At 57.9% G+C, this 20,240-nt stretch carries 17 protein-coding genes and 2 pseudogenes; 1 reads left to right on the top strand and 18 read right to left on the bottom strand.

Translation table 11 applies throughout. From position 1 onward, the window contains the following. Nucleotides 1-242 precede the first annotated feature (242 nt). The 9 genes from groL to PACILC2_RS01620 all read right to left on the bottom strand — a co-directional run bounded on the left by groL (nucleotide 243) and on the right by PACILC2_RS01620 (nucleotide 6,431). Nucleotides 243-1,868 carry a chaperonin GroEL gene (gene groL, locus PACILC2_RS01655; RefSeq protein WP_062495378.1) on the bottom strand — a complete coding sequence of 542 codons (1,626 nt, stop codon included), beginning with the start codon at nucleotides 1,866-1,868 and terminating at the stop codon, nucleotides 243-245. A gap of 63 nt (nucleotides 1,869-1,931) precedes the next feature. After that, nucleotides 1,932-2,213, bottom strand: coding sequence for a co-chaperone GroES (groES, locus tag PACILC2_RS01650; protein ID WP_062495380.1), 282 nt, complete (start codon nucleotides 2,211-2,213; stop codon nucleotides 1,932-1,934). Nucleotides 2,214-2,401: 188 nt separating this feature from the next. Further along, on the bottom strand, nucleotides 2,402-2,587 hold the full coding sequence (locus tag PACILC2_RS29105) for a hypothetical protein (RefSeq protein WP_372447018.1): 186 nt from the start codon (nucleotides 2,585-2,587) through the stop codon (nucleotides 2,402-2,404). After that, nucleotides 2,578-3,234: a twin-arginine translocase subunit TatC gene (gene tatC, locus PACILC2_RS01645; RefSeq protein WP_372447017.1), complete on the bottom strand. Its 657-nt coding sequence runs from the start codon at nucleotides 3,232-3,234 to the stop codon at nucleotides 2,578-2,580. The genes PACILC2_RS29105 and tatC overlap by 10 nt, the downstream gene beginning before the upstream one ends. Nucleotides 3,235-3,445: 211 nt before the next feature. After that, complete coding sequence (locus PACILC2_RS01640) at nucleotides 3,446-3,679, bottom strand: twin-arginine translocase TatA/TatE family subunit (RefSeq protein WP_213527039.1); 234 nt, start codon at nucleotides 3,677-3,679, stop codon at nucleotides 3,446-3,448. Nucleotides 3,680-3,770: 91 nt separating this feature from the next. Beyond that, nucleotides 3,771-4,805: a molybdopterin-binding protein gene (locus PACILC2_RS01635; protein WP_213527037.1), complete on the bottom strand. Its 1,035-nt coding sequence runs from the start codon at nucleotides 4,803-4,805 to the stop codon at nucleotides 3,771-3,773. Then, nucleotides 4,795-5,295 carry a MogA/MoaB family molybdenum cofactor biosynthesis protein gene (locus PACILC2_RS01630; protein ID WP_062495387.1) on the bottom strand — a complete coding sequence of 167 codons (501 nt, stop codon included), beginning with the start codon at nucleotides 5,293-5,295 and terminating at the stop codon, nucleotides 4,795-4,797. Before PACILC2_RS01630 ends, PACILC2_RS01635 begins: the two co-directional genes overlap by 11 nt. 24 nt (nucleotides 5,296-5,319) lie before the next feature. Next, nucleotides 5,320-5,811, bottom strand: a complete 492-nt coding sequence (gene moaC, locus PACILC2_RS01625; protein WP_213527035.1) for a cyclic pyranopterin monophosphate synthase MoaC — start codon at nucleotides 5,809-5,811, stop codon at nucleotides 5,320-5,322. Between the two features lie 2 nt (nucleotides 5,812-5,813). Next, nucleotides 5,814-6,431 (bottom strand): 5-formyltetrahydrofolate cyclo-ligase, encoded by a 618-nt coding sequence (locus PACILC2_RS01620; protein WP_213527033.1) that lies wholly within the window; start codon nucleotides 6,429-6,431, stop codon nucleotides 5,814-5,816. Nucleotides 6,432-6,677: 246 nt separating this feature from the next. Between PACILC2_RS01620 and PACILC2_RS26140 the strand changes: the two are divergent. Continuing rightward, nucleotides 6,678-8,613, top strand: a pseudogene (locus PACILC2_RS26140) (ABC-F family ATP-binding cassette domain-containing protein). Nucleotides 8,614-9,421: 808 nt separating this feature from the next. Here PACILC2_RS26140 and PACILC2_RS26135 read toward each other — a convergent pair. The 9 genes and pseudogenes from PACILC2_RS26135 to tsaE form a co-directional block, all read right to left on the bottom strand. Next, nucleotides 9,422-9,613 (bottom strand): glycosyl hydrolase-related protein, encoded by a 192-nt coding sequence (locus tag PACILC2_RS26135; protein ID WP_244863153.1) that lies wholly within the window; start codon nucleotides 9,611-9,613, stop codon nucleotides 9,422-9,424. Next, a complete protein-coding gene (locus PACILC2_RS01605; RefSeq protein ID WP_244863152.1) occupies nucleotides 9,532-12,459 on the bottom strand; it encodes an alpha-mannosidase in 2,928 nt (975 codons plus the stop codon). Before PACILC2_RS01605 ends, PACILC2_RS26135 begins: the two co-directional genes overlap by 82 nt. A gap of 619 nt (nucleotides 12,460-13,078) precedes the next feature. Then, the gene (locus tag PACILC2_RS01600; protein WP_213527027.1) at nucleotides 13,079-14,251 is read right to left on the bottom strand and encodes a GntR family transcriptional regulator; all 1,173 of its coding nucleotides are present in this window, start codon (nucleotides 14,249-14,251) and stop codon (nucleotides 13,079-13,081) included. Nucleotides 14,252-14,576: 325 nt separating this feature from the next. Further along, nucleotides 14,577-16,154 carry a 2-isopropylmalate synthase gene (locus tag PACILC2_RS01595; protein ID WP_372447016.1) on the bottom strand — a complete coding sequence of 526 codons (1,578 nt, stop codon included), beginning with the start codon at nucleotides 16,152-16,154 and terminating at the stop codon, nucleotides 14,577-14,579. Nucleotides 16,155-16,359: 205 nt separating this feature from the next. Then, complete coding sequence (locus tag PACILC2_RS01590) at nucleotides 16,360-16,650, bottom strand: hypothetical protein (RefSeq protein ID WP_213527023.1); 291 nt, start codon at nucleotides 16,648-16,650, stop codon at nucleotides 16,360-16,362. Between the two features lie 588 nt (nucleotides 16,651-17,238). Then, nucleotides 17,239-18,368 (bottom strand): annotated as a pseudogene (tsaD, locus tag PACILC2_RS01585) (tRNA (adenosine(37)-N6)-threonylcarbamoyltransferase complex transferase subunit TsaD). Continuing rightward, the gene (gene rimI / locus PACILC2_RS01580) at nucleotides 18,365-18,847 is read right to left on the bottom strand and encodes a ribosomal protein S18-alanine N-acetyltransferase (RefSeq protein ID WP_062495401.1); all 483 of its coding nucleotides are present in this window, start codon (nucleotides 18,845-18,847) and stop codon (nucleotides 18,365-18,367) included. Before rimI ends, tsaD begins: the two are co-directional and overlap by 4 nt. After that, a complete protein-coding gene (gene tsaB / locus PACILC2_RS01575) occupies nucleotides 18,844-19,713 on the bottom strand; it encodes a tRNA (adenosine(37)-N6)-threonylcarbamoyltransferase complex dimerization subunit type 1 TsaB (protein ID WP_213527021.1) in 870 nt (289 codons plus the stop codon). The genes rimI and tsaB overlap by 4 nt, the downstream gene beginning before the upstream one ends. After that, nucleotides 19,703-20,227 (bottom strand): tRNA (adenosine(37)-N6)-threonylcarbamoyltransferase complex ATPase subunit type 1 TsaE, encoded by a 525-nt coding sequence (gene tsaE, locus PACILC2_RS01570; RefSeq protein WP_062495405.1) that lies wholly within the window; start codon nucleotides 20,225-20,227, stop codon nucleotides 19,703-19,705. Before tsaE ends, tsaB begins: the two co-directional genes overlap by 11 nt. Nucleotides 20,228-20,240: the final 13 nt, after the last annotated feature.

Raw genomic sequence — 20,240 nt, 5'->3', positions numbered from 1 at the left:
GGGCTGTTGATCGGCTGCAAACAGGTGTCAGGGCTGTTGATCGGCTGCAATCAGGTGGCTTAATACCGTCTTGCAGCGGCTCCGGAAAAAGAAAAAGCTTCTCACAAGTTCGAAGGAACTTATGAGAAGCTTCTCGTTCAATCATTGCAGGAAGAAGGTGACCTTTTTTGTGACTTTTATGATAAAACGGGACCTTTGAAGGTCCCGTTTTCTTTGATATTTCAGGGTTTTCGGCCTGACGATTACATCATGCCGCCCATGCCGCCCATTCCGCCCATGTCGGGAGCGGCTTTTTCTTTCTCCGGCTTGTCGGCAACGACCGCTTCGGTCGTCAGGAACATAGCCGCAACAGAAGCCGCGTTTTGCAGTGCGGAGCGGGTAACTTTCGCCGGGTCAACGATACCGGCTTCGAACATGTCAACCCATTCGCCGGTTGCAGCGTTGTAGCCGATGCCGGGTTTCTCGTTTTTCAGGCGCTCGACGATAACGGAGCCTTCTTGGCCAGCGTTGGCCGCGATCGTGCGAACCGGCTCTTCCAGCGCGCGCAGCACGATGTTGACACCCGTTTTCTCGTCGCCTTCCGCTTGAACGGCGGCCACTGCTTTGTATACGTTCACGAGCGCCGTACCGCCGCCGGATACGATACCTTCTTCAACCGCAGCGCGAGTGGAGTTCAAAGCGTCTTCGATGCGCAGTTTGCGCTCTTTCAGCTCGGTTTCCGTAGCGGCGCCGACTTTGATGACCGCTACGCCGCCAGCCAGCTTGGCCAGACGCTCTTGCAGCTTTTCGCGGTCGAAATCGGAAGTCGTTTCTTCGAGCTGAGCCCGAATTTGCGTTACGCGGGCGTCGATGTCTTTCTTGTCGCCAGCGCCATCGACGATGATGGTGTTTTCTTTGGATACGCGAACTTGGCGTGCGCTGCCCAGTTGTTCCAGCGTAGCCGATTTCAGGTCGAGACCAAGCTCTTCCGTAATGACTTGACCGCCGGTCAGAGCGGCAATGTCGCCCAGCATCGCTTTGCGGCGATCGCCGAAGCCCGGAGCTTTAACCGCTACGCAGGTAAAGGTGCCGCGCAGCTTGTTGACGACCAGGGTAGCTTGCGCTTCGCCTTCGACATCTTCCGCAATGATGAGCAGTTGACGTCCGGATTGTACCACTTTCTCGAGAATCGGCAGAATCTCTTGAATATTGGAAATCTTTTTGTCCGTGATCAGGATATACGGATTTTCGAGTACAGCTTCCATTTTGTCCGTATCGGTAACCATGTATGCGGAAGTGTAACCGCGGTCGAATTGCATACCTTCGACAACTTCCAGCTCGGTTTGGATACCTTTGGACTCTTCAACGGTCACGACACCGTCGTTGCCGACTTTCTCCATCGCGTCAGCGATCAGTTGGCCGAGTTCTTCGTCCGATGCGGAGATAGCGGCTACTTGTGCGATCGATTGTTTGCCTTCGATCGGCTTGGCGATCGATTTCAGCTCTTCCACAGCTGCGTTGACCGCTTTCTCAATCCCTCTGCGGATTACCATCGGGTTGGCGCCTGCCGTAACGTTTTTCAGCCCTTCGCGGATCATCGCTTGCGCGAGAACGGTTGCCGTCGTCGTACCGTCGCCGGCTACGTCGTTCGTTTTCGTCGCTACTTCTTTAACGAGCTGAGCGCCCATGTTTTCGAACGCGTCTTCGAGTTCGATTTCTTTGGCAATGGACACGCCATCGTTGGTGATGAGCGGGCTGCCGAATTTCTTCTCAAGCACAACGTTGCGGCCTTTCGGTCCGAGCGTTACTTTTACCGCGTTTGCAAGTGCATCGACACCACGCAGCATCGCACGGCGGGCGTCTTCACTGAACTTGATTTCTTTTGCCATCGTCAGTGACCTCCTAATATTGGATTCTAAGTAACGATTAGCCTTCTATTTAGTGAAAGAGGCTTAGTCCAGGATCGCGTGAATTTCGCTTTCCTTCATAATCAAATACTCTTTGCCATCGTATTTGATCTCCGTACCGGAATATTTGGAGAACAGAACGCGATCGCCTTCTTTAACTTCGAGTGCGACACGAACGCCGTCTTTCAACGTTCCGCTGCCCACGGCAACGACTCGGCCTTCTTGCGGTTTTTCTTTTGCCGTTTCCGGCAATACGATACCGCTGGCAGTCGTCTCCTCTTTCGCGATAGGTTCGACCAATACGCGTTCACCCAAAGGTCTGATCATGAAAAATAGCCTCCTTTTTGGATTCATTTTACTTTTATTAGCACTCGTAATGGTTTAGTGCTAATAACCATTTTTATAATACTCAACTTGGTTTCGGATTTCAAGGGGGCAGGTGCAATTTTCAACAATTTCACCGGCCGCCTTGCAAGCGCTTCGCCGAAAAGGTCCCTCGGTTATCAGGGACCTTATTACGTTTGCGCATGGCTTTCAAGTTCTCCGTATTCGCGCTCCCGCGCCGCATCCTTCTCCTGCTGCTTGCGATACACGATACCGGAAAAAAACAGGCTCGCCTCATACAAAACAATTAGCGGAATCGACACCAAAATATCGGAGATCACATCCGGCGGCGTAATCGTCGTACCGATTAACACCATGATGAAATAAGCGACTCTGCGCATTTTTTAAGTCTTTGCGGGGTGACGATTCGCAGCTTCGTCAGAAACATAATGACAAGCGGCAATTCGAACAGCAGCGATACCGGGATCAAAATGTTGAACATGAACGCGAAATACTGCGTCACGCCGTACGTCTCTTCAAGCCCGAGATTGCGGGATACGGTCGTCGTAAACCCGAATGCCATCGGAAAAATGACAAAATAGGCAAACGAAAGCCCCAGCACAAACAACAGCGCCGCATAAGGCACATAACGAACCGTCGCCCGCTGCTCCGCCGGATGCAGACCCGGTTTGACAAACGACCATATTTGATGGAAAGCGACCGGAATCGTGATGAGCAGTGCGATAACAAACGCAAATTTCATGTACATGCCGATGCCGTCCCACAAGGAAAAAGCATGCAGTTCCATGTCTTTAACCGGCTCCTGGGCCATCAGCAGCCGGTAAGCGGGGTCGGCGAGCAGCAGGCCGGCAACCATGCTGAGTACCAGCACGACAAAGATGACGATCACACGTTTGCGCAGTTCGCCAATATGCTCGAATAGCGACATCAGTCCTTCTTCCCGAAGCCGCTTTTTCAAACGGTTGTCGTCCGCAGACGCACCCGAAGAACGGTCAACTGCCATGAGCCACCGCCTCCTTCCTTGCATGATTGCATAAGGTAGTCAAGCTTGCACCTTTCAAGGGGAGAAGAAGCATGGCTTCGCATTTCAAACCGGTACCGGCATAGTGTCTGCAATGACAAATCATTTTACGCTCTTCTCCGACTGAATCGTTTTTTCATGTGATTAATAGTAATTTCGACAACATGCTCATGTTAAAAAAAGCGGGCTTCCGTCAGTCCGGAAGCCGTTTGTTATCCGATGGATTGTCTTCCGTGCGGCTGACGTCAACCCGTTTCTCATTTTTGCGGTCTTGATCGTCGTCCATTAACTCCCTGGCTCCGGATTTGAACTCCCGCAGCGTTCGTCCAAACGCCCGGCCAAGCTCCGGAAGCTTGTTCGGCCCGAACAACAGCAACGCAACCAGTACGAGCAAAATGACGCCCGTTACGCCAATCGAGTTTACCATGATCATTCCCTCCTTATCAGCATTACGCAAACAAACGCTTCTATTCGCAACGATCAACGATCAGTCGAAACCGACCGCCAAGCCGACGATGCTAGCAGTTGTGCAGCAGACCTCCGTATCCGAGGGCGACAATATCGTCCCGCGTTATCGTGTCGCCCGCCAAAATTCGCGGCAGCAGCGCATCGAACGAGGTATACGGGTCATGCATGACGCATCCGGGAAGCCCCATGATCGGGCGACCTTTCAAGTAGCCCATCAGCAGCATCGAACCCGGCAACATCGGCGTACCGTAGCTGACGATGTCCGCTCCGGTCTCCCGAATCGCGCCCGGCGTCCGGTCGTCCGGATCGACGGACATCCCGCCTGTCACGAGTATTATATCATAACCGCACTCCAACAAATAGTAAATTTCGTTAACAATTATTTGGCGGTCGTCAGGCGCAAATCGCTGCTCCGCTACTTCCGAACCGAGCGCCTCGACTTTCTGGCGGACGACGGGACCGAACCGGTCGGCGATCCGGCCGCTGTACACTTCCCCGCCCGTCGTCAGCAATCCGATCCGCTTTCTGTGCAGCGGACGAACGCCGACGGGAGCGGCACCGCCATGCGCATCTCGATATTCCGCGGCCAGCCGTTCCACAGTTTCCACCTTGCCGGCCGGCACGACGAGCGGGATGGCCCGGGTCGCCGCAAGCGGAACCCTGGGACGGACAACCGTATGCGTGCGCACGGTCGCAAGGGCGATGTCCCCGATTTCATTAACGGCATGAACGAACCGCTCGTCCACGGCAGCCAGTCCCGTTATATTCGACCGTACCGTGACTTTGCCTTCGCGCGGCCCGGCAAGCTCCGTCCCTTCCCCGGCCAGCGCCCGCGCCATCCGGATCGCCGCATCGTCCTCGTGCAGCTCTCCCGGCGCGAGCTCCATAACATAGATATGTTCCTTGCCGATATCCAGAAGCCGCGGAATATCTTCTTCGGTAATGATGTGGCCTTTGGCGAACAGCCGCCCTTTGAAGGAACCCGGCACGATTTGCGTCAAATCGTGGGCGAGCGCCATGCCGATCGCTTCGCGCACCGGCACTTCCTTCAATACCGTGCCGCCCGATTTCCCGTTAGCCTTCATACGAATGCTCTCCGATCCGTCCGGACAGCACGCCGAGCGCATGCGGCAGCTGGTCCATAACCGCCATTAAATTTTCGTGCACGCCTTTCGGACTGCCGGGCAGGTTGACGATCAGACTTGTTCCCCGAATGCAGCACACGCCCCGCGACAGCATCGCCCGGGGAGTGCGCTGCATGGCGGCCATCCGCATCGCTTCGGCCATGCCGGGCACGTTCCGGTCCGCCACCTTAAGCGTCGCTTCGGGCGTCACGTCCCGCGGTCCGAGACCGGTTCCCCCGGTCGTCAGCACAAGATCGGCTTTATAATAATCCGTCATCTCGATCAGAGCCGCCATAATTTCGTCCTGTTCGTCGGGCACGATGCGATAATCCACGATCTCGCCGCCCAACTCCTCTTCCACCAGCTCGCGTATCACCTGTGCGCTCGTATCTTCCCGCTCGCCGCGGGAACCTTTGTCGCTGGCCGTCAAAATCGCCACTTTCCATCGCATGTCCCATTCCTCCCAACTGTTCCGTCATTCACCCGTCCGCGCAGGAAATGTGTAATCTCCCGATTTTCCGCCGGTTTTGGCGAGCAGCCGGGTCGGACCGATCTCCATATCCTTCTGCAGCGCCTTGCACATGTCGTATACCGTCAGCGCCGCTGCCGATACCGCAGTCAGCGCCTCCATCTCCACGCCGGTTTTGCCGGTCGTCTTGACTGTCGCTTCAATATATAGTTCGTCTTCGCCGTTATCGGCAAACTTCAGATCGATGCCGGTCAGCGGCAACGGGTGGCACATCGGAATCCATTCCGACGTTTTCTTCGCCGCCATAATGCCCGCCACCTGCGCGACTGCAAGCACATCGCCCTTGCCGACCTTTCCTTCCTTGATCCGCGCCAGCGTATCCGCGCGCATCCGGACGCATGTGCCGGCAGTCGCCTCTCGCGGCGTGGCCTCCTTGTCCGACACGTCCACCATTTTCGCCCGCCCCTGCTCGTTGAAATGGCTGAATCCCGTTTCCATCGCTACGATCCTTTCCGCACCGCAGGATAGAAGCCCCGCTCGGTCATCACGCCGTCGACGCGCGCATCGTGATCCTCCGTCGGCACATCGGCGGTCAACTGCGCTTCGTAGGCCATCCCGATCCATGGCGGTCTGCCGCCGGGCAAGGAACGAAGATAGGCGTCGAACCGGTCGTAATAGCCGCCCCCGTACCCCAGTCTGCCGCCGCGCAGATCGAAGGCAAGACCCGGGACCCATACCGCATCCGGTATGCGACGGAAGGCTTTGGCCCGGGAAGGGTTCGGCTCCGGGATGCCGTATGCCCCGGTTTCCAGATCGTCCCATCCGGCAATCCGGTACAGCGTCATCGAACGGTCGGCGGGATTGGCGCGCGGTACCGTTACGGCGACGCCCCGTTCCCAACCCCATTCGATCAAGGGCCGCGTATCCAGCTCCGAACGGAATGGGACATACGTCATAAACGATTCGATGCCGCGCTCCTCCATCCATGCGGCCGCCGCGCGACATGCGTCCAGCGACCAGGCGAGACGCCGCTCCAGAGGGAGCCCGTCGCGCAGCGCCGACATCCGGCGGCGCCATTCGCGCTTCTGGCTTGCGGTATCATTCGCTTTATCCTGCATTATGCTTCTTCTGCCTTTATTCACATATTTTCGCCCGTCAACGACGGCGAAGCCATTAACGCCAGATGCTACTAGTGTACCATTAACTTCAATAATAGCCAATGCACACAGCGGCGAATATCCCGGCCATTTCCGCCCCTTCCCGCCAGTCGCGCAAAGCGGCGATATCATGTAAACTGTAATTGGTAAACAAGCGGCGCTTTGTCCGTTGTCGACAGGCCGATTCGTATGGAGGTTACGCAAACGATGCTGCTGCAATTAACCGATATTTCCAAAAGCTACGGCGCAACGCCGATTATCGAAGGCATTTCGTTTCAAATACAGGAACGCGAGCGGATCGGGCTCGTCGGCGTCAACGGCGCCGGCAAGTCCACCTTGTTGAAAATATTGGCCGGCGAGCTGTCTCCCGACGGCGGTGCGATCTACAAGACGAAAGAGTGCACGATCGGCTATCTGCCGCAAAATAGCGGCTTTCACTCCGATCGTACGATCGATGCCGAAATGCGGGCGGTCTTCAGCCATCTGACGGAAGCGGAAGCCGAATTGAGAGAACTGGAACGGCTTATTGCCGATCCAAAGCTGCAGGCCGACGACAAGCGGTACCAGGAAACGTTGGAGCGATACGCGCGCAAATCGGATTGGTTCCGGGACCAGGGCGGCTTCGAGATGGAGACGCGCATCCGCAGCGTGCTGCACGGCATGGGCTTCGGCCAGTTCCCGCCCGATACGCCGGTCGCAACGTTAAGCGGCGGACAGAAGACGCGCCTTGCGCTTGCCCGGCTGCTGCTGCAGGCCCCCGACCTGCTGTTGCTGGACGAACCGACGAACCATCTCGACATCGAAACCTTGACCTGGCTGGAAGATTATTTGCGAGGGTACCCGGGCGCCATCCTCGTCGTCTCGCACGACCGCTATTTTCTCGACGCGCTCGTTCAGACCATCGTCGAGATCGAACGGCACGGGGCGAAGCGCTACGCCGGCAACTATACCAGATTCGTCAAGCTGAAAGCCGCCGAATACGAATCCGCGATGAAACAATACGAGAAGCAGCAAACCGAAATCGCCAGAATGGAAGATTTCATCCGGCGGAACATCGCGCGCGCGTCGACGACGAAACGGGCGCAAAGCCGGCGCAAGGCGCTCGAGCGGATGGAGCGCGTCGACAAGCCTGCCGGCGAAGTGAAAAAGCGTACTTCACATTCGACATCGATCGGCAGACCGGGTTCGACGTGCTGGAGGTGCGCGATCTGGCCGTGACGTTCGAGGGGAAGGATCGCCCGTTGTTCGAACATGTCGGTTTCCGCCTGCAGCGGGGCGAAACCGTTGCGCTGATCGGTCCGAACGGCATCGGAAAATCGACGCTGCTGCAGACGCTTGTCGGCAGGCGACAGCCTTCGGCAGGCACGATCCGATGGGGCGCGAATGTCAAAATCGGTTATTACGATCAGGAACAGAGCGATTTGAACGGAGAAAATACGGTTTTGGAAGAGCTTTGGAGCGCCTACCCGCATATGGAGGAAACGAGCGTTCGAACCGTTCTCGGACAGTTCCTGTTTAGCGGCGAAGACGTGCTGAAGCGGGTTTCGTCGCTTAGCGGCGGCGAGAAAGCTCGCATCGCGTTGGCCAAGCTGATGCTGCAGCGGGCCAACGTGCTTATTCTTGACGAGCCGACGAACCATCTCGATCTGTACAGCAAGGAAGTGCTTGAAGCCGCATTAATCGATTATGAAGGTACGCTGCTGTTCATTTCGCATGACCGCTATTTTCTGAACAAGATGGCCGAACGCATTGTCGAATTGAAACCGGACGGCACGAATCATTTCCTGGGAAATTATGACGAAATGCTCGAGAAAAAGCGGGAAACCGAAGAATCGCTGCTGGAGTCCGGGGAGCATGCCAATCAAGCGGCGAAGTCGCCGTCCGGTCAGACCGCAGGAGCTGTCATGTCATACGAAGCCGAAAAACAGGCGAAACGGGAAGAGCGGAACCGGCAGCGCAAGCTGGAGCAGCTCGAACAGCAAATCGCCCGGCTGGAGGAGGAAACGGCCAAACTGGAGGAGCAGCTCGCCGATCCGGATGTTTATCCCGATTATGTCAAAGTTCAGCAAATTCAAACCGAGCTGGAAGCGAAAAAGCGGAGCTGCAGCAAGCGTACGAAGCCTGGGAAGCGCTGCTGGAGTAGCCTGTCTGCTGCCGTTATGCTGCCGGCTTGGCCTTGCGGCGAGGGGGAACCCTCGCCGCGGCCGCGCTGCCGTTTCCGTTATTTTCGTCGCGCTATTCCTGTCGTCGCTATTCCCGGTATCGCTATTTGACACCGTTATCCCTGCCTGATACCTTCCGGCATCACGATTCGTCCACGCTATTCTCGTCTCGCTATTCCTGTCACGCATTCTCGTCATCGCATACGATCATGCTACTCGACTCCGTTATTCCCGCCATCGCCATTACGGTCATGCTATTTCCGTCTATCCGCTCCTTCATTTTCATTCATCCACTCTTTCCACAGGTTTATCCACAATTTGCTATGAATTGTAATACAATTCTGTCGACAACGATACGTTTAGCACGTTCTTCGATCAGCATTTTCTCAAGAAAACTGAGCGCAGCATACTTATCGACAAAAAACCGGATCGGTTTTATTCACAATATCCACAGGTTGTTGATAAAAGTTATCCCGTATCCTCCCTTTCCCGCTAATGAAACATATCGTTCATAAAAACGTACAAATTATTAGATTGGAATAGAAGGAAGGGCTGTTCGTGAGCGATACAAAAATGAAACGGAACATGGCCGAGTTAAAAACAAGCTGCTTTGTATTTGTCGGAGCTGCAATTGGAGCTACGTTAGGATTAATTGCATATGTGAATCATTGGTTATAAGATTCGGTTTTGAAATCTGTAAAATGAATAAGCAGCATCAACCGCAATTCCGTCTGCGGCCGATGCTGCCTTTCTATTATAATATGATGTTATGTCACGTTATATGTTATATTATGACTGTGTCGCCGAAAGCCGAATTTTCACCGTCAAAATTTCGAACGGCGCAAAGGAGAGCGCGATCGCACCGTTTTCCGTCGATACCGGCTCAAGCGGTTGCTCCATCAAGTCGGCAATCCATGCCGATTCGACCGCAAAGTCCGTCCGAAGCTCGGCTTCGGCCCGCGTGCCGGCCGTTTCATACAGACGAACGATCCAATCGTCGTCATCCTCGGCTTTTTGACAGCCTCTATCATAATATGCGGATGGTCGATTCGCAGGAACGAACGCGACGGCAGGACCGCTTCCCCGACAACGCCATCGGCAGGACCTGCGCTTATCGCCCGCAGCGGCACATTCAGCTCATACCCTCTCTTATACACTTCTGCCTGAACGTAATCCCCTTTATGAGGATAAAGTGAATACGTAAATGTATGCTCCACCCGGTCAGCCTCCGGGTCCGGATAAGACGGGCTGCGCAGCAAATTGAGATCGAGCGTATTCCCTTCGGCACGATGCCCGTATTTGCTGTCGTTGAGCAACGCGACGCCGTAATCCGGCGCAGACAGATCGATCCAGTGATGTGCGCAAATTTCGTCGCGCGCATAATCCCACGACGTGTTGCGGTGCGTCTGCCGCTTCAGATGGCCGAACTGGATTTCGCATGCAACCGAATCCGAACGCACGTCGACCGGGAACGACGTCCGCAGCATTTTCCCCGATTCCTTCCAATCCACATTCGTCACAAAATCGATGCGCCGGCTTCCCGCCGTCAAAACCACCTTCTGGGTAATGGCCGATTGGCCAAAACGGTAGCGGTGAATGAGCCCGGCACTCGGTCCGTCCGCGAACGCCTCGGTTTCCGCCAATTCAGGCGCCGCGCTTCCCTGCTGACGGTAATCCTGGCGGAAGTCCCAGGCATCTCCGTTGTCGTTATAAATGCGCAGCGCGTTGGCGCGTTCGCCGGCAGACACGACTTCCCGGCCGTTCTCCTTGTCGAATATCGAGACGATCGAGCCGTCGGCATCGAAGACGACCGCAAGCAGCTCGTTCTCGATCCGCCGCTCTTCGGCCGAAGCGCGCAGGCTCCCGATCGCCTCCGGCTGACCGTCCCCGCCAAGCAATCCGTCCGCTCCGGCATACCCCATGGATGGAACGCGGACTTTCGTCCATCGCCCGTCGATGTTCAACCACTCGTCCCGCTCCCACGGCAAGGAGTTGAACACAATCGTCCGATCGCCGCCGGCAGCCCGCTTCGCCAGCTCGCCGTAACGTTCGGCAATAAGCGATTCGACCCGCTCAGCGAGCAGCGCATATCGGGCCAGCGATTCATCGTATACCCGCTTGATCGACGATCCGGGCAAAATATCGTGGAACTGGTACAGCAGCACTTCCTTCCAAATCTCCTCCAGTTCCGCGGCCGGATACGGCATGCCGGAAACCGCTTGGGCCAGCACGGCGGCAAACTCCAGCTCCCGCAACGCTTTCTCCAGTCGGCGGTTGTACCACTTGTTGCGGGCCTGGGTCGTCAGCGTCCCCTGGTGCCGCTCCAGATACAGCTCGCCGCGCCATACCTGGTACCGGTCCTGGCCGGCCTTCAACTTCTCGAAAAACGCCGCGGACGTCTCCTGCATAACCGGGCTAAGTCCGAGCAAGTTTTTCTCCCGCGCTAGCCGCTCCAGGTGCTCCTCGCCGGGACCGCCGCCGCCGTCGCCGATGCCGAACAGCATCAAGCAATGCTCCGACACGCCCTTATCCAGATATTGAGCCTCCGCCTTGGCGATCGACCTTGGCGCGGCCGGACTGTTGTACGTATCCTCCGGCGGCATATGGGTCAGGACGCGCGAGCCGTCGATGCCTTCCCACATGAAGGTATGGTGAGGGTGGCGGTTGTAGATGCTCCACGACAGCTTCTGCGTCATCATGTAATCGACATTCGATTTCTTCAAAATTTGCGGCAGGCTGGCGGTGTAGCCGAATACGTCCGGCATCCAGAGCGACTTCATCTCCTGACCGAATTCCTTCATAAAGAACCGTTTGCCGTACAAAATCTGGCGTACGAGCGATTCGCCGCCCGGCACGTTCGTATCGGATTCGACCCACATCGCCCCTTGCGGTTCCCAGCGCCCCTCCTTGATTCGTTCGCGAATTTGCTCATACAGCTTCGGATAGCGCTGCTTGATCCAGTCATACAGCTGCGGCTGGCTGGCGCCGAACACATAATCGGGATACCGCTCCATCATGCGCAGCGCCGTGGCGAACGTACGGGCTCCTTTGCGGATCGTTTCGCGAATCGGCCACAGCCAGGCCAAGTCGATATGGGCATGACCGATCGCGCTGATCGTCAGAACCGGATCGCCGCCCCGCTTGGCAAGCTGTTCGCCGAGCAGCGCCAGCGCCCGACCGACCGCTTCTTCCGGCAAATCCGGTGTCAGCAGCAGCGATACGTCGTAGAGCGCGCGCAAAATGCGCTCCCGTCGTGCCGAGCGTTCCGGCAGCCATTCCGCGGTTTCGAGCAGCACCTCGGCGTCGTAATATAATCGGCGGACGTCTTCCCGGCATATCGCCACGCAAGCTTCCTTCAACGTGCCGCTGCGATAGCGGCCGAACAGATCGTTGCAACCCGCGTCTCCCCACAGATCGATCGTTTCGCCGCCGGAAGCCGCATCGCTGATATGTACGACCCGTTTCCCCGGCAAACCGAGGGACAGATCGAATTCCGAGTTGACGTTCGTCAAACCTTGCACCGGCGAGCCTTCATCGTCGACCAGACACAATTCCCCGTTCACGTCGATGAGCAGGACGGTTTTGCTGCCGGCCGCCTCGTCCGGTACCGTTCCTTGAAAATGAAACCAGGCGCAGTCCCAGAGCTCGCCCCAACGTTCGCCCGATTTCAGCTCCACCTTCCGGCCGGACATGCGCTCCGCATACGGAACCGGTTCAGGCGTCACCCAGGCGGTTACTTTCAGTTCCGCGATCGGACGATAAATGTTTTCTTTCAAAAAGTCCAGCATCGGTTTTAATTGATTCGGCTTCACTGTTTCGTATGGCATTATGCTTCTCCTTTACTTTTAGCGTACGGCTTGCTCCGATTGACCCGATCGGTTGTTAACGCGAAGAACCTTATTCATTGACTAATATAATATATTATTTATATATATTCAATATGTATATCGGTGAACCGACTTGGGTGAAGCGGTCATACGCCAGGATGCATAAGCAGCAACGACTCCGTCGTCTCTGTCAGAGGCCGGGCCGGGCGGCAGCCCGACGTCCCCGCCACGCGGTCCATTGCGCACCTGCAGGGCTTTATCGCTTTTGCAGGCTTTTCGCCAAATCAATCTGCCGAGAAATGGAGGCGCTGAAGGCGGGGCGCGTAAACGGACGTTGGACGAATTGACGGATGGCGAGGCACACCGACGGACCGGTGAAGATTTGACGGATGGCGCGGATGGAAGAAAAGACTGCCGGGAGTGATCTCGGCAGTCTCGAATTTTTATAACTTGTATGACGCTACTGCGCCGCATGCTTACCGGGTCTTGCGAACGATTGCGCACCTGCTCACACTCGCACCGCCACGGAACCGCGACCGATTGCGCAATGCAGGGCTTTAGCCGCCCGCAGACCTCCGGTTCGTACACATCTTCGGATCGCTTACGCCTCAACAACCGCTCATTCCGCAGCCGTTCGTACCGGCCCCGTCGTCTGGCGGATAACCAGCTCGGGTTGAATCAGCATTTTGCTGAACGGCCCTTTGTTGGTGTGACCGGTGCGGACGATTTCCAGCAGCTTCAATGCCGCCTGATATCCCATATCTTCTTCATGCTGGCGAATATGCGTGAACATGCTGAAATCCTCCACAGCAGAGGTCGGATCGTCGAACGATATGATCGACAAGTCGTCCGGCACTTTCAGCCCGGCCCGTTCGGCCATCCGGTAAACGTGAACGCCGAGCTTGCCGTTGAGCGTAATATAGGCGGTAGCCATCCGGTTGCGAATATACCGGTACAGCGGATGCTCTTCCAGGCCGTCCGCGCCGTTTACGCGGAAGCCGGTAATCATCAGCGCCGGATTGATCAGCGCGCCTTTGGCGCTAAGCGCGTTCATATAGCCTTCGATACGTTCCTGCACGGTTACCGTCTGCAAGGGGGAATCCGAGCAAATCGCGATATCGCGGTGGCCGAGCTCCCAGAGGTAGTCCACCGCCATCGCCGTGCCGAGCTTGCCGTCCGAAGCGAAATAATGAGTCTCCACGCCGGGCAAATACCGGTCGATCAGCACGAACGGGAACCCCGCGAGCTTCATGCTCAATATTTCCTCATTGTACTGCTCTTCGTCGACCGGGAAAATGAGCATGCCTTCCGCGCCGATCTCTTTCAGCGTCTTGATCGCTTCCTGTTCCCTCTCCAGACTGCCCTCTGTCAGCAGGATCATGCTCCGGTACCCGCTCTCCAAGATGGCCCGCTGGATGCCGCCAATGAGCCGAATCGCAAAATAATCCTCGATCGTCGGCATGACGATGCCGACAAATCCACTGTGCCGGGGAACGTTCCGCTCGCCTGCCGGGACGGGGGCCGATGGCGCACGCTCCGCTTCGTCCGGTTCCGGATGAGCGGTCTCCGGCCGGCTGACAAAGCTGCCTCGTCCGGGTACCCGCTTAATCAAGCCTTCATTGGCGAGCCCCGTCAGCGCATTGACGACCGTAATTTTGCTTACCTGAAAACGTTCCATCAATTCCTTCTCGGTCGGAATGCGATCGCCCTCCTGCAGGCCGGACGAAACGATCAGGTCGCGGACGTAATCCTGAATTTGCTGATATAACGGTACTCGATCGGTTGAATTCATCACAATCACCATGCTTCGGTCTAAATTTGTTATGTATAATATATATTTTTACGCTCTATTTCGCAACCCGATATTTATCCACAGTATTATCCACAATTGTTCCTAAATTGTTGATCAATTCAGACTGCGGCTAGAAGACGCCCCGCCCGGACTGCAAAGATAAGGACCGAAAAGCGGCCTTTTCGGTCCCCATTATCCACATTATCCACAATTGTCCTGTGAAAAAACAGCACCCATTTTCTCCACAGCCCGAATTCAATGCTGGCAGGCTTTCGCAGCAGTTATCCACGTAAGGCCACGGTTTGTGGATAACCTGCTGCAGGAGTCACTTCGCTTCCGCTTGACGCGCCCCGTATCCGGCTGCCTGACGACGTTTGGCGCTCATCAGCGCCTGGTTGCAGGCCGCCACATAAGCCTGCGCAGCGGCCAGCACAATATCCTGGTGAATGGCCGTGCCGCGGTACCGTTCGCCTTGGTACACGATCGATACGGCCGCCTCGCCATGCGCATCCTCGCCTGTAGACAGCGAGTGAAGCTCCAGATCTTCGAATTCCGCCGCCGCCGGAATCGCCTGCCGGATGCATTGGATGACCGCCTCGAGCGGTCCCGTCCCCGCTCCGGTATAGGTCCGCTCTTGTCCGTCTGCGCTGCCGCGGACGGTCACCGAGGCGATCCGGGATTTCTGCGAACCGGCCAGCACCTGAAGATCGACCAGCACATACGGATCAGGCTGCGTCCGGGTCGTTTCCCCCGCAATGCGGATCAGCTGATCGTCGGTCACGATCTTCTGCTCATCCGCTTTCGCTTTGAAACGGTCGTAAATGTCCTGCATTTGCTCGTCGGTCACTTCAATGCCGAATTCGGCCAGCCGATGCCGGATCGCATGGCGTCCCGAATGTTTGCCGAGCACGATCATGCTGCGCGGAATGCCCATCGCTTCCGGGTCCATAATTTCATAGGTGCTGCGGTTTTTGAGCAAGCCATCCTGGTGAATGCCCGATTCGTGCTGGAAAGCGTTCCTGCCGACGATCGGCTTGTTGAACGCGATCGGAAAATGCATCGACCGGCTGACAAGGCGGGACGTTTCATAAATTTCGCCGATGTTGATGCCGGTCTCCGCCCGCAGCGCCTCCTTCCGGGTTTCGATCGCCATCACGAGCTCCTCGAGCGAACAGTTGCCGGCGCGCTCGCCGATCCCGTTGACCGTCACTTCGATTTGCGTCGCCCCGGCCCCGATGGCCGCCAGACTGTTGGCGACCGCCAGCCCCAGGTCGTTATGGCAATGCGCGCTGTAACGCACCGTGTTTCCGCCCCGCGCTTCCTTGCGCACCGTCTGGAACAGTTCGGTTATTTCCCCTGGCAGCGCATAACCGAGCGTGTCCGGCAAATTGATGATCGTGGCCCCTTCGGCAATGACGGCTTCCACCAGTTCGATTACGAATTCGCGCCCCGAACGGGTCGCATCCATTGCCGAAAATTCAATTTCGTCCACGAACTGCTTGCCGTAAGCGACCATCTCGCGCGCCTGTCGCACGACCTCCTCGCGGGATTTGCGCAGCTGGTAATTCAGATGGATATCCGACGAGGAGATAAACAGATGCAGACGACGTTTGCCCGCATCCTGCGTCGCGCGCACCGCCGCATCGATATCGCCCTTGACGGCGCGGGCGAAGCCGGCGATTTCCACGCCCTGAAGCTCGCGCGAAATTTGCTGCACCGCGGCGAATTCGCCGGGGCTTGAGACCGGAAAGCCCGGTTCAATCACGTCGACGCCCAGTTTGGCCAGTTGCCTTGCAATGACGATTTTCCGCTCGGGCTCAATCGCAGCACCTGGTGACTGCTCACCGTCCCGCAGCGTCGTATCGAATATTTGTACTCGAGTATACTCCTGTTTTTCGTTCATGATCATATCCCTCCTGAATGAATAGACTGAAGGCAGCCGCAAGACCGCCACGAAAAAAAGCCTGCCATCCCTTCTTCCGAAGAGACGACAGGCTTGCAACCGGCCGCGGTACCACTCTACTTGTTCGATCACGTATGCCTGAGTCCGCTGCAAGGCAGCCTCGAAGCATCAGCTCGAACCGCTTTCTCCGCCAGACAAACACGCTTCAATCACCGAAAACCGGTCCGATCGATCCGAACCTCGTCAGATCAATGGATTCCCGACCGTTTTCCGCTTCAAATGCGCCTTTGCCCGAACGGCACCCGATCACGGGGGTTAACCGTAACGGCGTACTCGGGTGCAGCGCCGATCGCCGGCTGCCGCCCGCTGCTTCCGCCGTTCCGCTCCCAGGCGAGTTCGGACCGCGGCTTCGGCTGCGTCGCACCATCCCGCAGCTCTCTGTCGCGACAACCGACGCGGACGTTCCGTTCCGCAGCGTCATCACTTGTTCCGCCACTTTGCCCTACTGCTCCTGTTCACAGCGTTTCCGATATGAAATGAATGTCATTTACCTTTCACTTACGCACTGTTCCGTCTTAACTGCGCCCGCCCGGAAATTTTCCGGTGGCATACTGTCCAACCTGCCTCTTCCCGCCAACTAAAAACAGCCCGCCGCCCCTTGTATTCAAGAGACGACAGGCTGCAAACAGGCCCGCGCGGTACCACCCTTGTTGACGCCAGCCCCCCTTATAAGGACGCTGCGCCCACTCTGCCGCCAGCGACCTGTCCGGACAGGACGCCAGCGCACCCGATGACGGGGGTCAGCCGTAACGATGTACATCTTACCGGCCGCATAACATCGCGCCGTCAAGTTCCACCGTTCCGCTCACGGGCGAGCTTCAGGCTGCCTTCGACTGCGTCGCACCGTCCCGCAGTTCTCTTGCCAAAGCCGCCTCATCCCCAGGATGACGGCCGCTTCTTTCCCGGCTGGGCCTTACTGTTCCCGATCATTGCGTTTGCAAGGTATGGATAAAGAAGTATTGGTGACTATTATAGTCATCCGCATGCGAACTGTCAAACCCATATTCGAAAAGGCGCCGCCGATTTACCGTTTCGCTGCCGCAGCCTCATCTTTCACCGACCACGCCTCCAGCGAAAGCAACGGATCCGCCTTCATATCGAGCGGCGTCCACTCCGCCCGCCGCCACTTCAGCTCGGCCGCGGCGGCGATCATCGCCGCGTTGTCCGTGCATAGCGACAGCGGCGGAACGAGCAGCGGCAGGCCGGCCTCGGCGCACCGCTCCGCCAGGGCGGCGCGAAGGCCGGCATTGGCGGCGACGCCGCCGCACAACAGCAACTGTCTGGCGCCGTATTCGCCGGCCGCCCGCAGCGCCTTCGTCGTCAGCACGTCGATGACCGACTCCTGAAACCGCGGGCGAGCGCGGCCCGCATCGGCGCTTCGCCGCGCATCTTCGCCTGGTTGATCGCCGCCAGAACAGCGGATTTCAAGCCGCTGAAGCTGAAATCGTACGAATCCGGCTCGAGCCAGGCGCGCGGGAGCTCGATCGCCTCGTCGGCCTCCTGCGCCAGACGGTCGATATGCGGCCCTCCGGGATACGGAAATTGCAGCGCCCGGGCGACCTTGTCGTAAGCCTCCCCGACGGCGTCGTCCCGGGTGCGGCCGATCACGCGGAACACGCCTTCCCGCTCCAGCAGCACCAGTTCCGTATGGCCGCCGGATACGACCAGCGCCATAGCGGGATAGACCATTTCCTCCACGAGCCGGTTCGCATAAATATGCCCGGCGATATGATGGGTGCCGATGAGCGGAACGTCCAGCGCCAGCGCCAAGCTTTTCGCGGCGACGACGCCGACGAGCAGGGAACCGACAAGTCCGGGACCCTGCGTGACCGCGACCGCGGTAATGTCCTGCAAACTTAGACCCGCCGACCGCACCGCCTCCTCCATCAGCATCGTAATGGACTCCACATGCTTGCGGGAGGCGATTTCCGGCACGACGCCGCCGAATTTGCGATGCGTCTCAATCTGGCTCGACACAAGATTGGCCAGAATTTGACGGCCATTCTTCACGATGGCGACGGACGTTTCGTCACAGCTGGTCTCCACCGCAAGGATGACGCTGTCCCCGGCGGCCGCCGTTTCGCCTCCGACCGCCGCGGTCTCCGCGGCAGAAGCAGCGCGCGTCGGATCGGGCTGCTGCCCGCATTTCGTCATGATCGCTCACCAGCCTTCATATTCCCTAATTCCGCCCACATGATCAAAGCGTCTTCCTTGTTGTCGGTATAATAACCGGGACGCAGGCCGGCCGGCTCGAAGCCGAACTGGCGGTACAGCCGCTGCGCCCGCTCGTTCGAAACCCGCACCTCGAGCGTCATCCGCTCCATGCCGTTCCGAACGGCAAGCTGCTGCAGTTCCCGCATCAGCTGCTTGCCGAATCCTTGTCCCCTGTAATCGGCCCGCACCGCGATATTGGTGACATGCGCTTCGTCGATAAGCGTCCACATGCCCCCGTACCCGATCAGTTCTCCCCGGTGCCACATGGCCAAATAGCGGGCGAAATGATTGTTGCGCAGCTCGTTCTCGAACGCTTCGGCCGTCCAGGGGCTCGTGAACGCCTCCTGTTCGATGGCTACGACCGCCGGAATATCCTCAAGCCGCAGCGGACGGAATTCCAGTTCATGATCCGACTTCACCGGTTGGCCTCCTCCCTGGCGAGCAGCTTCGCTTCCGCTTCGGCCAGCTGGGTATAGTTCGGCACCAGCGCATGGACATCGTCCGATTCGCCGGCCGCAAGCCGGTATCCGCCCAGCCGCCCGATCCAGCGACCCTCCATATAATAGGTGAGCAGCCGCACTTGCGGCGCGTCATCGCCGAACGCGGCGGCAACATCTTCTCCCAGCCGGCCGGCCGCCGCTTCGTGCTGCGTCAGGTCGCCAGCGATCCACAAGTTCCGGACGCGGCGGTGCCGCTCGGCTTCAAGCCGCTGCAGCAGCTCGCTCATCCAGCGATCCATCATCCGGATGCCGTCATCCGCAAGCCGCTCCCATTTCGCTCCGGAATCGCCGGCGGCGAAGGCAGCCGTATAAACCTGTCCCCGCCGCGCATCCATAATCGGCACAATCCAGGTCGTGCCGTCGTCTGCGCCGGCATCTGCCGCAGCGGCTCCGGCTCGATCCGCCGTCCCGGCCTGCTGCTCCATCCCCCGATGAAACGCGCCGTAAGCGAGCCCTTCCAGACTGGAGACGCCGACGAGCGGCTTGCCCCATGCCCAGGCGAGCGTCTTGGCGACCGTAACGCCGATCCGCATGCCGGTGTACGACCCCGGTCCGCGGCCGGCCGCGATGCCATCCACCTGCCGGCCTGTCAAACCGCACGAACGAAGCAGCTCCTGCAGCTTCGGCACGACCAGTACCGAATGATTCCGCTCCGCAACCGAGCCGATCTCGCCGAGCACCTCCGTCCCCCGGACCACTGCGGCAGCCAGCGAAGCGGTCGACGTATCCAGCGCCAAGACAACGGGATTATCCATCTTCTCCCGCTTCCGCTCCTTATCGTTCATGTTTGTCGTCTCCTATCTGTCCGATTGTTGCGCACCACGAGGCGTACGGCTGACCGATCCCCGTCAAAACGATGCGCCGGGCATCGTCTCCCGCATGCTCGATCTCAATCTCCAGACGCTCGTCCGGGAGCAGCTCCCGGATGAGGGACGCCCATTCGACGATCGTCGCGCCGTCGCCGAAAAAATAGTCGTCCAGCCCGAGCTCTTCCGCCTCTTCCGGAGATAGCCGGTATACATCCATATGGTAGAAGGGCATCCGCTCGCCCTCATATTCCTTAATGATCGTAAACGTCGGACTGTTCACGACGTCCTTCACGCCCAGCGCCTCCGCGAACGCTTGCGAAAATCTCGTCTTGCCCGCGCCCAGATCGCCGTCCAGCGCGAGCACCGTACCGGGCCGGGCCAGACCGGCAAGGCGGCGCGCCAGCTCGGCCGTGTCCCGTTCGTTCCGGGCCTCCCATACTGCGCTCGCCCGATCCGGCCGTCCGCTTCCGGCTTGTCCGCTGTTGTCCATCCGTTATTCACCA

It is taken from the genome of Paenibacillus cisolokensis (assembly GCF_018403665.1).
Lineage (GTDB): Bacteria > Bacillota > Bacilli > Paenibacillales > Paenibacillaceae > Paenibacillus_AH > Paenibacillus_AH cisolokensis.
This window is presented reverse-complemented; position numbering and strand designations above follow the sequence as displayed.